Here is a 12,571-nt window from a genome sequence, read left to right as displayed (position 1 = left end):
CGGGACAGCGCCCGGCACAGCGATGATACGGAACGCCTTCTGTCAGGCGGCACCCTGCTTGAGCCACTCACGCGGCGAGGCGCCCATCAAAGCGGTGAACGCGCGCGTGAATGTTGACGGACTGGTATACCCTGCACGGCTGCTTACTTGCTTGACTGACATGCCCTCGCGCAGCAGGCGGGTGCTGACCCCAATGCGCCAGCGTGTCAGGTATTCGCCCGGCGGCACGCCCATCACGTCGCGGAAACGCTCGGTAAAGGCGGCGCGCGACATGCACGCGACCTGGGCCAGCGATTGCAGGCTCCACGGTTCCTGCGGGCGCTCATGGATCGCGGCCAGCGCCAGCGACAACTGGCGGTCGGACAAGCCGGCCAGCAGGCCCAGCGACAGCCGGCCGCTTTCGAATTCGCGCCGGATCACCTGGATCAGCAGCACGTCGCACAGCCGGTCGAGGATCACTTCACGTCCCGGCGCAGTCGCGCCGGCTTCGCTGAACAGCAGGTCGAGCGTGGCGCCCAGCCCGCCCATTTCGGACAAGCGCAGCACCAGGCATTGCGGCAGCACGCGCGCCAGCGGATTGGCGACCCCGTCATGGAACACGATATGGGCGCACAACAGGCTGGCCGTCTGGCCAGGCTGGACTTCAACGCGATGCGTGTCGCCGCGCGGGTAGAACAGCAGACTTGGCTCGGACACCGAAACCACGGAACCGTCGGCGTTGATGAAATCGACCGGGCCTTGGCGAACCAAGTGCAACTGTCCAGAAACACCGTTCTCGGTGAACTGATTGGCATTACAAAATGTCCCGTTATAAAAGATGCGGGCATTGAAAGAATGACGGCCTACTAGTGATGACAGTTTGTCCATAACGAAGTGATTCCGACAGTTAGCCTGTAATTCTGGACGAAAAGCGTAGTTACCGTGTGGAAATTTGTGAGATTTGGTACCACAATACAACGGTCTGCTGCCGCTTTCGGCGTCTTCTCCTTTTCTTCCCTCAAAAACATGAAAAATCTCAGCATCAAGCACGTCATTACGTGCGTGGTCGGCGCATTGATCGTCCTGACCCTGATCGTGGGGGGCCTTGGCTACCACACCACCCAGCGCTCGGTCGAACTGCTCGAAAACCTGGCACTGCGCTCGGTCGCCCAGCAAACCGGCGTCGCCAATCTCATGCTACGTAGTGAAATGAACCGTAGTCACATTTTACAGGCGCTACAACATAACCCGGATAGCAAGTATTCGGTGCTGCACCAGCATGAACTATCGGTTCATAGCCAGTACATCGCCAATAACAGCGCCGAGTTGCGCAAGGAGCAGGACGCCCTGATGTCCAGCATCGTCCGCCCGCAGGTACGCGAGGCCATCAACGGCTGGATCGCGGCCAGCGACAACCTGGCGCTGGACATCGTCGGCGACGCCATGCGCGCCATCGAAGCGGGCAACTGGGACCTGGCCAACGAGATGCTGGGCAAGAAGATCAACCCGACTTACAACAAGTCGATGGCTGCCTACAAGGAACTGCAAATCGCCGTGACCCGGCTGAATGCCGAGCAGGGCGAGGAACTGCATCATGAGCTGGCCATGCTGAACACCATCATGGTCGCCACCATCGTCATCGCCGTGCTGCTGGCCTGCGGCGGCGCCGTGTACCTGACCCGTGCGATCGGCCGTCCGCTGGAGCAAGCCGTGAGCGTGGCGCGCCGCGTTGCCGATGGCGACCTGACCGCACGCATCGAAGTCGACTCGCGCAACGAGTTCGGCCAGCTGCTGGCGTCGCTGCGCGACATGACCGCCAGCCTGTCGAACATCGTCGGCGACGTGCGCTCCGGCAGCGACACCATTGCCACTGCCTCGAGCCAGATCGCCGCCGGCAACCTGGACCTGTCGGGCCGCACCGAGCAGCAGGCCAGCTCGATCGAGGAAACCGCGGCGTCGGTCGAGGAACTGACCAGCACCGTGCGCCAGAATGCCGAGAACGCACGCCAAGCCAATGGTCTGGCGGCATCGGCGTCCGACGTCGCCACCCGCGGCGGTGCGGTGGTGGCCGAAGTGGTCGGCACCATGGGCGAGATCAACGAATCGGCGCGCAAGATCGTCGACATCATCGCCGTCATCGACGGCATCGCGTTCCAGACCAATATCCTGGCGCTGAATGCGGCGGTCGAGGCGGCCCGCGCCGGCGAGCAGGGCCGCGGATTCGCGGTGGTGGCGAGCGAGGTGCGCAACCTGGCGCAGCGCTCGGCCGGCGCCGCCAAGGAAATCAAGGAACTGATTACCGACTCGGTCGGCAAGGTCGAGAGCGGCAGCCGCCTGGTGGACCAGGCCGGTGCTACCATGGACGAGATCGTCACCAGCGTGCGCCGCGTGGCCGACATCATGGGCGAGATCACCGCCGCCAGCAGCGAGCAGAGCGCCGGCATCGAGCAGATCCACCACGCGATCAGCCAGATGGACCAGGTGACCCAGCAGAACGCGGCCCTGGTCGAGGAAGCGGCCAGTGCGGCACAGTCGCTGCAGGACAGCGCCGCCGGCCTGGCCGAGCGCGTCAGCGTGTTCAAGGTGACGGCGCAGGCGCAGTCGCCATCGCAGTCGCCGCTGAAACGTCCGGCGCTGCGCGCCGCGACGCCGCGTGCCCCGGCGCCGGCAGCCCAGGCCAGGCCGGCCCGCGCCGCGCTGGCCGCCGCGCCGGTGCGCGAGACCGAGTGGGAAACCTTCTGACCGGCCGCGTGACCGGCGGGTGAGGGCGCCTGCGCTGCGCGGTGTGCTGCTGTTTGCGCCACATTAAGCCAGCGCAACCATGACCGAACTTCGTCCGCTGCCGCGCTTCCAAGTGTTGTTAGAGACTTTCGACAGCACTGGGAGGCGGCATGCGCAGCGACGTGTACGGGGGCGCGCTCACCCATTTTCATGACGACATATTGGCCCGGCCGGGCTGGCCCGATGCACCCGGCCAGGCACCCGCGGCCAGCCTGCCCGGCCCCTGGGGCGCGATCGCGGCCAACCACCGCTTCAACTGCCTGCTCTGGCAAGAAGAAGACCGCGCGCGCCGCACCGACGTGCCGGCCAGCGCCATCGCCGCCAGCAAGCGCCTGATCGACCGCCACAACCAGCAGCGCAACGACGCCGTCGAGGCGATCGACGAAGCGCTGCTTGCGCAACTGGACGGCGTGCGCATCGGCGCCGACGCCCGCCTGTCGAGCGAGACGCCAGGTGCGATGATCGACCGGCTGTCGATCCTGTCGCTCAAGATCCATCACATGCGGCTGCAGGCCGCGCGCCAGGACGCCGGCGACGGCCACGTGCAGACCTGCGGCGCCAGGCTGCAGCGCCTGCTGGTGCAGCGGCAAGACCTGGCCGACTGCCTCGACCGGCTGCTGGCCGAGGCGCACGGCGGCGCCGCCTATTTCAAGGTCTACCGCCAGTTCAAGATGTACAACGATCCGGCGCTCAATCCCTATCTCTACGGCGCCGCGCCATCGGCCGGCGTGGGGAGCGCGCCTTGAGTGCTGGCGGCGCTGCGTCCGCCGAGATGCAGGGTGGGGCCACGCGCGGCGCGCCCTGCATCGACGTGCTGGTGCCCACCTGCGCCCGCCCGGCGGCGCTGGCCGTGACGCTGGCCTCGATCGGCGCCCAGGACTGGCCGGCGCTGCGCGTGATCGTGTCCGACCAGAGTCATGGCCGCGGCGCGCTGGCCGCGCCCGAGGTGGTCGCGGTGCTGCGCTACCTGCAGGCGCGCGGACACAAGGTCAACACCTGGCAGCACCTGCCGCGGCGCGGCATGGCCGAGCAGCGTGCCTTTCTGCTTTCTCAAGTGCGCGCCGCCTGGTGCCTGTTCGTCGACGACGATGTGATCCTCGAACCGGACCTGGTGCGCCGCCTGCATGCCACGCTGGTGGCGCACGGCTGCGGCTTTGCCGGCAGCGCCGTGCACGGGCTCAGTTATCGGGGGCAGCTGCGGCCGGCCGAAGAGGACATTGCGTTCTGGGATGGGCGGGTGGCGCCGGAGACGGTGGTTCCCGGCAGCCGCGCGTGGCGGCGCCATCGGCTGCACAGCGCGGCGAACCTGTTTCATCTGCAGTCGCGTGCGGGTGGTGACGCTGGGCCGGATGCCGCCACGCGCGCGTATCGCGTGGCCTGGGTCGGCGGCTGCGTGCTGTTCGATACCGCCAAACTGCGCGCCGTGGGCGGCTTCGACTTCTGGCCCGAGCTGCCGGATGCGCACTGCGGCGAAGACGTGCTGGCGCAACTGCGGGTGATGCAGGCGTATGGAGGATGCGGCGTGTTCCCGTCCGGTGCGTATCACATGGAACTGCCGACCACGCTGAAGGAGCGCATGGTGGACGCGCCGCTGGCGCTGGAAGCATGGCGGTCTGTGGCGGAGGGCGCATGAATTCTCCATCACAGGCAAACCTCCGCGCGCCGCGCGATGCGACCGACGCACACGCGAGGCCAACGCTGGCCATGGAGCAGGTCGCCAAGATTGCCGTGCTGAGGCCGAATGCGGTCGGCGATTTCGTGTTCGCCTTGCCGGCCTTGCATGCGCTGAAACACGCTTATCCCGATGCCGAGCTGGTGTACATCGGCAAGGAATGGCATGCGCAATTCCTGCACGGCCGGCCGGGGCCGGTGGACCGGGTGCTGGAGATGCCGCCGGTGCCGGGTGTCGGTGCGCCAATGGCGATCGACGGCAGGGCATCATCGGAATGCGGGCGCGATCCGGTCGAACGTTTCCTGGCGCGGATGCGCGATGAGCGTTTCGACATCGCGCTGCAGATGTTCGGCGGTGGCCGATTTTCCAATCCTTTCGTGGCGCAGTTCGGCGCGCGCCTGAGCGTGGGAGCGCGTGCGCTCGATGCGCCGCCGCTCGACCGCTGCGTCGCCTACGTCGAGCCCGGCAATCGCCGGCTGGCGCTGCTGGAAATCGCCGCCCTGGCCGGCGCCGGCGTCCTGCCGTTGCAGCAGGAGCTGGCCGTCATCGATGCCGACCGGGGCGAAGCCGACGCCGTGCTGCCGCCCGAACCTGGACGCCGCCTGGCCGTGCTGCAGCCGGGCGCCAGCGACCCGCGCCGCCGCTGGTCGCCCGAGCGCTTTGCCGCCGTCGGCGACGCGCTGGCGGCGCAGGGCGCACTGGTGGCGATCAACGGCACCGGGCAGGAAGCGGACGTGGCAGGCCAGGTGCGCGCCGCCATGCGTCACGACGCCGTCGACCTGAGCGGCAAGCTTTCGCTCGGCGGCCTGTGCGGATTGCTGGAGCGGGCCGACGTGGTGATCGCGAACGACACCGGCCCGCTGCACCTGGCGCTGGCGATCGGCACGCCGTGCGTCGGCATCTTCTGGCACACGAATCTGGCGGACGGCATGCCGCTGCGCCCAAGCCTGCTGCGTGCGGCGGTGTCGGCGCGGCTGCACTGTCCGGTTTGCGGACTGGACAACCGCGCGATGCGCTGCGCGCATGCGGCCAGCTTTGTCGATGACGTAGCGGTAGCCGAAGTGGTCGAGATGGCGTGCGCTACGCTCGGTTTGCGGAAATGAACCGTTGTGGAGGCATGCTGCGCAAGCTGAGCTGGTGGATGGCGTGCGATCGCATCGCTTGGATTCCTGCCAAGGGGGCGCCTGGCCCGGGAACGACAGCCTTCAGGCTCGCGGGAACAGCGGCGATGCATTTGCAGCATCTGCTAACGCACACCGAAGCGATCCCTCACCAGTAAGGCCACATCCCCGCCGCGCGCTGCCCGCTGGGCGCGGTGCCGGACAGCAGCGTACGTGCGTGCTGCAGCACCACCGCCGCCCGTTCCGCGCCCGGATCCCAGATGCAGCGGTGGCGCAGGCGGTCGAGCGGGGCCCAGCGCGCGATGTCGGCCTTGCTGAACACCACCACACTGTCCAGGCCGAGGCCGGCCGCGATGTGCGACACGCCGGTGTCGTTGCAGATCAGCAGGCGCGAGCGGCTCATCAGCGCCGCCATGGCGCCGATCGAAATCGGCGCGGCGGCGATCACGGCCGGTGCGCGCATGTGGCCGGCGACGGCCTGGGCCAGCGCGGCTTCGCTGGCCGAGCCGGTCAGGACGATGCGCACGCCGAACTCGTCGGCCAGGCGGTCGGCGACGCCGGCGAAGCATTCCGGCGGCCAGCACTTGTCGCGCTGCCGCGCGCCCGGGTGGATGCAGATGTAGCCGTTCGGCTCCAGTCCGGCGGCAAGGCCGCTGGCGGCGAGTTCGTCTTCGTCCTCGCGCAGCAGCGGAAATTCCAGGTGGGTGCCGGCGGCGGGGGCGCCGATGCGCGTGGTCAGGTGCAGCAGGCGTTCCGGTTCGGCGCCGGTGTCCGGGTAGGGCGCGAGCACGGTGCGGTCGGTCGCCACCGGTGCGCCGCGGCAGTGGCCAGCCATCGCGCGCGCGCCGAAGCCGGCGACAATGTGGTTGGTGACGTCGCCGCTGCCGTGCAGCTGGAGCGCCAGGCTGAACTGGCGCGCGCAGACGGTGGCGTAGAACGCGGTCAGCTCGCCGTGGCGCGCCGGCTGCTCGGGCAGCAGCGGATGGCCGGGGAAGGGCAGGAATTCGTCGAGGTAGGCGGAAAAGCGCCGCACCAGCTGCGCCGCCCACGGCAGGCCGGCCAGCACGATGTGGGCCGAGGGCAGGGCGGCGCGCAGCGCGCGCAGGGCCGGCACCGCGCACAGCATGTCCCCCAGCTGCAGCGCCCGGAACACCACGATGGACTGGACGTCGAGACGGTGCAGCAGGGGGCGCCGGGACATGGGTTTCTCCAGAAATAGGCAACATCGAGCGGCGCCAGCTTCGGTGGCAAAGCAAGCGCCGGCTGCAATCGGGAGATGTTTGAGCGCAACCGTTCAGGATTAGTTCGGGGCGCGGGCAGCGAATTGCGTATGCGTCATGGACGAGTTGCGCCGATGCTGCGCGCAGGACGGGAGCGTCGGCGGATTGCGTCGAACGGCGATCGGGCGGCCGCCTGAAGCCGGCCGCGAAAGGCGGTATCATCGGGCAACTCTTTTGTGGGCGCCGACCATGCTACAGACCCCAGCCTCCTTCACTTCGACGTTCGTGCAGCACCCCGATCCCGAACCGCTCAGCTTCCTGTTCTACCGTGGCCAGCTGCTGGTGCGCGAGCCAGACATCGCCTTGCCGGACGCGGCGCTGGTGGAGCGCCTCGGCATGCCGGAACACAATCTGCAGCCGCTGGGCCTGCTGAACGGCCGTTATTGCCGCACCGGCTGGTTCGATGCCGAGCCGGCGCTGCCCCAGGGCTATGCCTGGCGCGGCCTGCGCTCGCTGTTCGGCGCCATCGGCGAGCCGCTGCTGGCGGTGGCCGGCCGCGCCGCCCAGATCGCCGAGTGGGCGCGTACCCACCGCTTCTGCGGCGCCTGCGGGGGCGGTACCGCGCTGGCTGGCGGCGAGCGCTGCTTCAAATGCGTCAATTGCGGCCACGTGGCCTATCCGCGCATCTCGCCGGCCATGATGGTGCTGATCCGCAAGGGCGATTCGGTGCTGATGGCGCTGCACCAGGCGCCGGCGGTACAGCGCTTCGTGCCGCTGGCCGGCTTCCTGGAGGCGGGCGAGTCGATCGAGGAAGCGATCCACCGCGAGGTGTATGAAGAGGTCGGCCTGCGCGTGCACAACCTGCGCTACTTCGCCAGCCAGTCCTGGCCGTTCCCGCATTCGCTGATGCTGGCTTTCACCGCCGACTACCTGGACGGCGAGATCCGCGTCGACCCCAGCGAGATCGCCGAGGCGCGCTGGTTCGGCCCGGACGACGAGTGGCCGGAACGGGTGGCGCAGATCTCGATCTCGAGCGTGCTGGTCGACGCGCACCGCCCGCCCGGGCGCTAGGACTGCGCCGGCGCCGCTGCCGCCGTAGCGGCGGGAACCGCGGCGTGGGCAACTGGCGGCACCGCTGCGGGCGACGCTGCCGGAGCAAGTGCCGCGCTCTGAACGTCTGCCGCGGAAGCGGGCGCAGCCGCCGGCACCAGCACCCCGGCCACCGGCACCACCCCGGCCCCATCCAGGCGCGCTTCCAGCGGCGCCGGCTTGGCGCCGGTGCTGCGCAGGTTGACGGCGCGCTGCAGCACGTCGAACCAGAACGGCGCGCCGAACAGGGTCGTGCTGGCCGTGACCAGCCAGCCGGCCGCCTGCAGGGCAAAGGCGGCGTCGAGCGCGGGCGGGAAGTGCTGCCAGCCGATCGGCAGCGCCCACATCTGGTCGAGCATGTCGGCATTGAGCACCGGGCTCATGGCGCCCAGCTGCGCCGCCAGCGCCGGCTGCTGCCACAGCGTGCGGAACAGGTGGATGCTGTCGATATTGAACAGGATCGCCAGCAGCAGCGACAGCAGGAACGACACCAGCAGCTGGCGCCGCTTGTAGACGCCGGACAGGCGCTCCATCGCCGCCTCGAACCAGGCGGCGACGCCGGCCTGGAACCGCGCCGGGTCCAGGCCGGCCTGGGTGTACAGCGTTTGCAGCGTGCGCCGCAGTTGCGGGTCTTGCACCGCCAGGATGGCGGCGTCGAGCGAGGCGTGGCCCGGGCGGATGCCGTCGATCAGGGCAATCGCGAAATTTCCCGGTTCGATGTAGGATGGCCGCGATGGCCGGGCGCCATCCGGCGCGCCGCCGGAACGCGGATTGGCCAGCGGATGCGCGTACAGCGCGCGCGCCAGGCCGTCGCAGCGCGGGTCGCCCAGCATGCGCCCGACCGCGCCTTCCAGCATCGCGGCGCGCAGGTGGAAGGCGCCGGCCAGCGCTTCCTGCAGGGTGGTGACCACCAGCGCCAGCGTGGCGTAGCAGAACGCCAGGCCGATCGCGACTTCGAGAACCGTGCTGCCGAACATGATCGTCTCCCAGGGCCGGAACCACGCTCAACGCTAAGCCAACTGTCGCGTCCGGGTCTGATCTTGCTCAAGAGTGGGGCAGCCGACCATCGACCGGACGCATTTTCTATATACTTGCGGCAATCGTTTTTTTAGGGTTTACCATGTCTGACAAAGAAGCTTTCACCGAACACGACTGGCGTCGCCTGCTCACCAGCATCGGCGAGGATCCGGACCGTCCGGGCCTGCACGAAACCCCTGCACGCGTGGCCAAGGCCTGGAAACACTGGACTTCCGGCTACGACCAGAACCCGGTGGAAGTGCTCAAGGCGTTCGAGGACGGCGCCGAGGAATACAACGAACTGATCGTGGTGCGCGGCATCCCGGTCTACAGCCACTGCGAACACCACCTGGCGCCGTTCTTCGGCAAGGCCACGGTCGGTTACCTGCCCAACGGCAAGATCGTCGGCCTGTCCAAGCTGACCCGCCTGGTCGACATCTTCGCCAAGCGCCTGCAGGTGCAGGAACGCATGACGATCCAGATCGCCAACGCGCTGATGGAAGTGCTGGAGCCGAAAGCCGTGGGCGTGGTCGTCAAGTGCCGCCACATGTGCATGGAAAGCCGCGGCATCCGCGCCATCGGCGAGGAAACCATTACCTCGGCGATGCTGGGCGACCTGCAGCCGAACCTGGCGCTGCGTACCGAGTTCCTGGCCCTGGCCCGCGATTAAAAGACCGACGTAGCGGAACCTGTTCCAGATCAAGACCTCCAAGCTATTTTGGAGGTCGATATGGACCGTCCCGACTACCCGAGCGATATCTCTCGCGAACAGTTCGAGAGCGTGCGTGGCATGCTCGAGGCCGCACGGCGCAAGACCCGCCCGCGCAAGCACGACCTGTACGACGTGTTCTGCGCCGTCCTCTATTTTCTCCACACCGGCAGCACCTGGCGCGCGATGCCGCCCGGCTTCCCGCCATGGCGCACCGTACACGAATACTTCACCCAGTGGACCATGCAGCGGGAGGGCGGCCAGTCGCTGCTTGAAAACGTGCTGGAACACGTCGGGCGCCAGGCCGAACTGGCCCATCTGCGCGCGCTGTTGCACCGGCATTGAAGCCGTTACCTGAAGTCGTCATGCGGCGACGGCGTCATCTGTCTGTCACATTTTGTTGCATTTGGCCAGCAGTGCGCAAGAAAGCTTGGGCTAAGCTCTTGATGATTTATCAACATTTCATCACGCGCGCCCACCCATGCTCGAGCATTTCAACCTGATCCTGTTTTCCGCTCTCAACGCCCACGCCGACCTGGCGGGGTGGCAACTGCAAGGCGCAGTGTTCGCGGCCGAGTGGCTGATCTTCCTGGTGCCCCTGTCGCTGGTGCTGCTCTGGACCACCGGGGCGGGCCCGGGCCGCGAAGTGGCGCTGCGCGCCTTCGGCGCCGCGATCGGCGCGCTGACGCTCAACGCCATGATCGGCCATCTCTGGTACAGCCCGCGTCCCTTCGTGGCCGAAGTCGGCCATACCTTCCTGCTGCACGCCCCCGACAGTTCTTTCCCGAGCGACCATGCTACCAGCATCTTTTCGGTCGCGTTGGTGCTGGCCTTCAGCCAGGCGCCGCTGGCGCGCAGGCTGGGCCTGGTGATGTTGCCGCTGTCGCTGGTGGTGGCCTGGTCGCGCGTCTACCTGGGCGTGCACTGGCCGAAGGACATGTTCGGGGCGCTGCTGGTGTCGTCCGGCTTCGCGCTGCTGGCCTGCACGCCGCTGGCGCAAGCCGCCTGCGCGCGCGTGCTGCCGGCGCTGGAATCGGTGTATCGCCGCGTGCTGGCGCTGCCGATCGGGCGCGGCTGGCTGCGTCCCTGACGCGGTTTACGACGCGTCGCTGTCCGGCTTGGCGAACACCAGCTGCTTGTCTTCCTCGAGCACGAACACGCCCAGCGGCTGGCCGGTGACGGCGTCGGCCTTCGGCGCCTCCAGCTGGGTGCAGTCCGAGATATTGACCTGCCACGCCTCGTCGTCAGCGCGCAGGGTGTAGACGTCGTTGCCGCTGTCGAACAGCTCGATCTGCAGGTCGGCCAGCCAGACCGAACCCAGCTCCAGCTGGCGCTGGCAGGCCGGCATGTGCGAGACGATCGCGCGCAGCGTGCCTTCCTTACTCCAGAAATATTCCTTATCCACTCGTACGGTGAGCGCGTGCTGGTCATTGTCGATGGCGTAGCTGGCGGTTTCGGTAAAGCAGCCAGTGAGGAGCAGCGGGGCCAACAAGTAAAGTGGAAAGCGCATGAAGGGTCCATGGTTCATGTTGCAACAGTGCAGTCGCTGGCGAGTATAGCAATTGCGACAGCAGGTTTCAGCCGGACTGCTATCAAAAACGTGAACAAATGTGCTCAGCGTTCTCTTCCTGCCCCGAACCGTCCTGTTGACCGTGTTCGTGCCTGACAGGCGTGACTTTCCCGCCTCCCGCCAGCAATATGCCGGCGGCAGTGTCTGACGTCGCCGTCGGACTCGCCACGGGTAGCGCAGTACGCGCTGCAAGAGCGCCGGTTGCGAGCCGTTTCAGATTGAGGGTGGCATTCACATCGCGATCGTGATGCATACCACAGTGACTGCAGGTCCAGTCCCGTACTGCCAAGATCAAACCGTCATTCCTGGCGCCGCAGGCTGAACATAGTTTGCTCGATGGGTACCACCGATCCGCAACGACCACCAGGGTATCGTAACGCCTTGCCTTGTAGGCGATCTGCGACCGGATTCGGTACCATCCGACGTCCGAGATGGCGCGTGCCAATTTTCGGTTTCTCAGCATGCCTTGCACGTTCAGGTCTTCGATTGCGATCGCTTGGTTTTCGCGACACAATCGCGTGGTCAGCTTATGTGACCAATCCTTTCTGATATGCGTGATGCGAGCGTGAAGGCGGGCCAGCACATTCGCTGCCTTGATGGTGTTGGATGATTTTCTCCTCGGAGGTTGATCGGCCACCGCTAAGGCAGACGGCATGTTCTCGCGCCCTTTCACTTTCTTGCGACTATGCCTGCGACTACGGATGCGCAGGCGCCGCAATGCAGAGCGCAGTGGATTGGGCCCTGGTATTTTCTCTCCCGTACTCAGGGTCGCAGCGGTGGTGATGCCCACATCAAGACCGACGACACCGTTGCTCTGGCGAGAGCGTCTTGCATGCTGGTCGGGGACATCGACCTGAATTGCCAGGTACCAGGCGTTAGCTTCACGCGAAACTGACGCGCCCATGATTTTTCCTGCGAAGCGAAGCTGCTCACACATGGCAACCCTGCCGATTTTCGGCAGTACAGCCGTCTTGCCTTCGAGGCGGAATTTATCGTTAGCGACATAGAACGCGTCGCGGCAACGTCCTTTCTTTTTAAAACGCGGAGGAGACGCCCGTACCCCGGCACGACGTTGCTCGAAATATCGTGCAAAGGCTTTGTTCAGGTTGGCAAATGGCTGCGCATGCGCATCGCGGTGAATACCGCGAAGCCAGGGTTGATCATCCTCGTTCAGCCATGCCGGATCGACGTACTTGATGCTGTTGAAGTGCTTCTTGAGATCGAAGATGCGCACGGGGAGTCCGCGAGCGGACAGCTGCAGGCATTGGGCGAGCGCCCAGTTCCAGACGCGCCGAGCGGTGCCAGCTGCCCGAGCGAAATACGCGCATTGTGCCTCCGTTGGGCCGAGCCTGATGCTATGGGCCAGGAGCATAAGGAGTTCAACACGCATTGGTTGAGGTTGACTACGGCGTT

At 66.7% G+C, this 12,571-nt stretch carries 12 protein-coding genes and 1 pseudogene; 8 read left to right on the top strand and 5 right to left on the bottom strand.

The features are described from left to right. Positions 1–42: 42 nt before the first annotated feature. Complete coding sequence (locus tag QPK27_RS17580; protein ID WP_290419596.1) at positions 43–867, bottom strand: AraC family transcriptional regulator; 825 nt, start codon at positions 865–867, stop codon at positions 43–45. A 138-nt stretch (positions 868–1,005) separates the two neighbouring features. On the opposite strand from QPK27_RS17580, the gene QPK27_RS17575 reads away from it, so the two are divergent. The 4 genes from QPK27_RS17575 (at position 1,006) to QPK27_RS17560 (ending at position 5,535) form a co-directional block, all read left to right on the top strand. Continuing rightward, positions 1,006–2,721, top strand: coding sequence for a methyl-accepting chemotaxis protein (locus QPK27_RS17575; protein ID WP_290419543.1), 1,716 nt, complete (start codon positions 1,006–1,008; stop codon positions 2,719–2,721). Between the two features lie 149 nt (positions 2,722–2,870). Further along, the gene (locus tag QPK27_RS17570) at positions 2,871–3,506 is read left to right on the top strand and encodes a DUF4254 domain-containing protein (protein ID WP_290419542.1); all 636 of its coding nucleotides are present in this window, start codon (positions 2,871–2,873) and stop codon (positions 3,504–3,506) included. Then, positions 3,503–4,393, top strand: a complete 891-nt coding sequence (locus QPK27_RS17565) for a glycosyltransferase family A protein (protein WP_290419541.1) — start codon at positions 3,503–3,505, stop codon at positions 4,391–4,393. Before QPK27_RS17570 ends, QPK27_RS17565 begins: the two co-directional genes overlap by 4 nt. Then, on the top strand, positions 4,390–5,535 hold the full coding sequence (locus QPK27_RS17560) for a glycosyltransferase family 9 protein (protein WP_290419540.1): 1,146 nt from the start codon (positions 4,390–4,392) through the stop codon (positions 5,533–5,535). Before QPK27_RS17565 ends, QPK27_RS17560 begins: the two co-directional genes overlap by 4 nt. 166 nt (positions 5,536–5,701) lie before the next feature. Here the strand turns inward: QPK27_RS17560 and QPK27_RS17555 are convergent, their stop codons facing one another. Beyond that, positions 5,702–6,754, bottom strand: coding sequence for a glycosyltransferase family 9 protein (locus tag QPK27_RS17555; RefSeq protein WP_290419539.1), 1,053 nt, complete (start codon positions 6,752–6,754; stop codon positions 5,702–5,704). A 268-nt stretch (positions 6,755–7,022) separates the two neighbouring features. Between QPK27_RS17555 and nudC the strand changes: the two genes are divergently transcribed. Further along, positions 7,023–7,844 (top strand): NAD(+) diphosphatase, encoded by an 822-nt coding sequence (nudC, locus tag QPK27_RS17550; RefSeq protein ID WP_290419538.1) that lies wholly within the window; start codon positions 7,023–7,025, stop codon positions 7,842–7,844. Here nudC and QPK27_RS17545 read toward each other — a convergent pair. Further along, positions 7,841–8,839 (bottom strand): hypothetical protein, encoded by a 999-nt coding sequence (locus QPK27_RS17545; RefSeq protein WP_290419537.1) that lies wholly within the window; start codon positions 8,837–8,839, stop codon positions 7,841–7,843. The genes nudC and QPK27_RS17545 overlap by 4 nt on opposite strands. Positions 8,840–8,982: 143 nt before the next feature. Between QPK27_RS17545 and folE the strand changes: the two genes are divergently transcribed. The 3 genes and pseudogenes from folE to QPK27_RS17530 all read left to right on the top strand — a co-directional run bounded on the left by folE (position 8,983) and on the right by QPK27_RS17530 (position 10,678). Then, entirely contained in the window at positions 8,983–9,549 is a 567-nt protein-coding gene (gene folE, locus QPK27_RS17540) for a GTP cyclohydrolase I FolE (protein WP_290419536.1), read from the top strand. A gap of 60 nt (positions 9,550–9,609) precedes the next feature. Then, positions 9,610–9,885: pseudogene (locus QPK27_RS17535) on the top strand (transposase); the annotation flags it as partial. A gap of 184 nt (positions 9,886–10,069) precedes the next feature. Continuing rightward, on the top strand, positions 10,070–10,678 hold the full coding sequence (locus QPK27_RS17530) for a phosphatase PAP2 family protein (RefSeq protein ID WP_290419535.1): 609 nt from the start codon (positions 10,070–10,072) through the stop codon (positions 10,676–10,678). 6 nt (positions 10,679–10,684) lie between these two features. On the opposite strand, the gene QPK27_RS17525 is transcribed toward QPK27_RS17530, so the two are convergent. Then, positions 10,685–11,098 (bottom strand): hypothetical protein, encoded by a 414-nt coding sequence (locus QPK27_RS17525; protein ID WP_290419534.1) that lies wholly within the window; start codon positions 11,096–11,098, stop codon positions 10,685–10,687. A gap of 82 nt (positions 11,099–11,180) precedes the next feature. Then, positions 11,181–12,530: an RNA-guided endonuclease TnpB family protein gene (locus QPK27_RS17520; protein ID WP_290419533.1), complete on the bottom strand. Its 1,350-nt coding sequence runs from the start codon at positions 12,528–12,530 to the stop codon at positions 11,181–11,183. Positions 12,531–12,571: the final 41 nt, after the last annotated feature.

Origin of the sequence: Massilia sp. YIM B02443 (genome assembly GCF_030411955.1) — a bacterium.
Classification (GTDB): Bacteria; Pseudomonadota; Gammaproteobacteria; order Burkholderiales; family Burkholderiaceae_D; genus Telluria.
This window is presented reverse-complemented; position numbering and strand designations above follow the sequence as displayed.

Bases quoted from the DNA above. Each gene is read 5' to 3' on its own strand.
- QPK27_RS17580 (WP_290419596.1), bottom strand. From the start codon at position 867: ATGGACAAACTGTCATCACTAGTAGGCCGTCATTCTTTCAATGCCCGC.
- QPK27_RS17575 (WP_290419543.1), top strand. From the start codon at position 1,006: ATGAAAAATCTCAGCATCAAGCACGTCATTACGTGCGTGGTCGGCGCA.
- QPK27_RS17570 (WP_290419542.1), top strand. From the start codon at position 2,871: ATGCGCAGCGACGTGTACGGGGGCGCGCTCACCCATTTTCATGACGAC.
- QPK27_RS17560 (WP_290419540.1), top strand. From the start codon at position 4,390: ATGAATTCTCCATCACAGGCAAACCTCCGCGCGCCGCGCGATGCGACC.
- QPK27_RS17555 (WP_290419539.1), bottom strand. From the start codon at position 6,754: ATGTCCCGGCGCCCCCTGCTGCACCGTCTCGACGTCCAGTCCATCGTG.
- nudC (WP_290419538.1), top strand. From the start codon at position 7,023: ATGCTACAGACCCCAGCCTCCTTCACTTCGACGTTCGTGCAGCACCCC.
- QPK27_RS17545 (WP_290419537.1), bottom strand. From the start codon at position 8,839: ATGTTCGGCAGCACGGTTCTCGAAGTCGCGATCGGCCTGGCGTTCTGC.
- folE (WP_290419536.1), top strand. From the start codon at position 8,983: ATGTCTGACAAAGAAGCTTTCACCGAACACGACTGGCGTCGCCTGCTC.
- QPK27_RS17530 (WP_290419535.1), top strand. From the start codon at position 10,070: ATGCTCGAGCATTTCAACCTGATCCTGTTTTCCGCTCTCAACGCCCAC.
- QPK27_RS17525 (WP_290419534.1), bottom strand. From the start codon at position 11,098: ATGCGCTTTCCACTTTACTTGTTGGCCCCGCTGCTCCTCACTGGCTGC.
- QPK27_RS17520 (WP_290419533.1), bottom strand. From the start codon at position 12,530: ATGCTCCTGGCCCATAGCATCAGGCTCGGCCCAACGGAGGCACAATGC.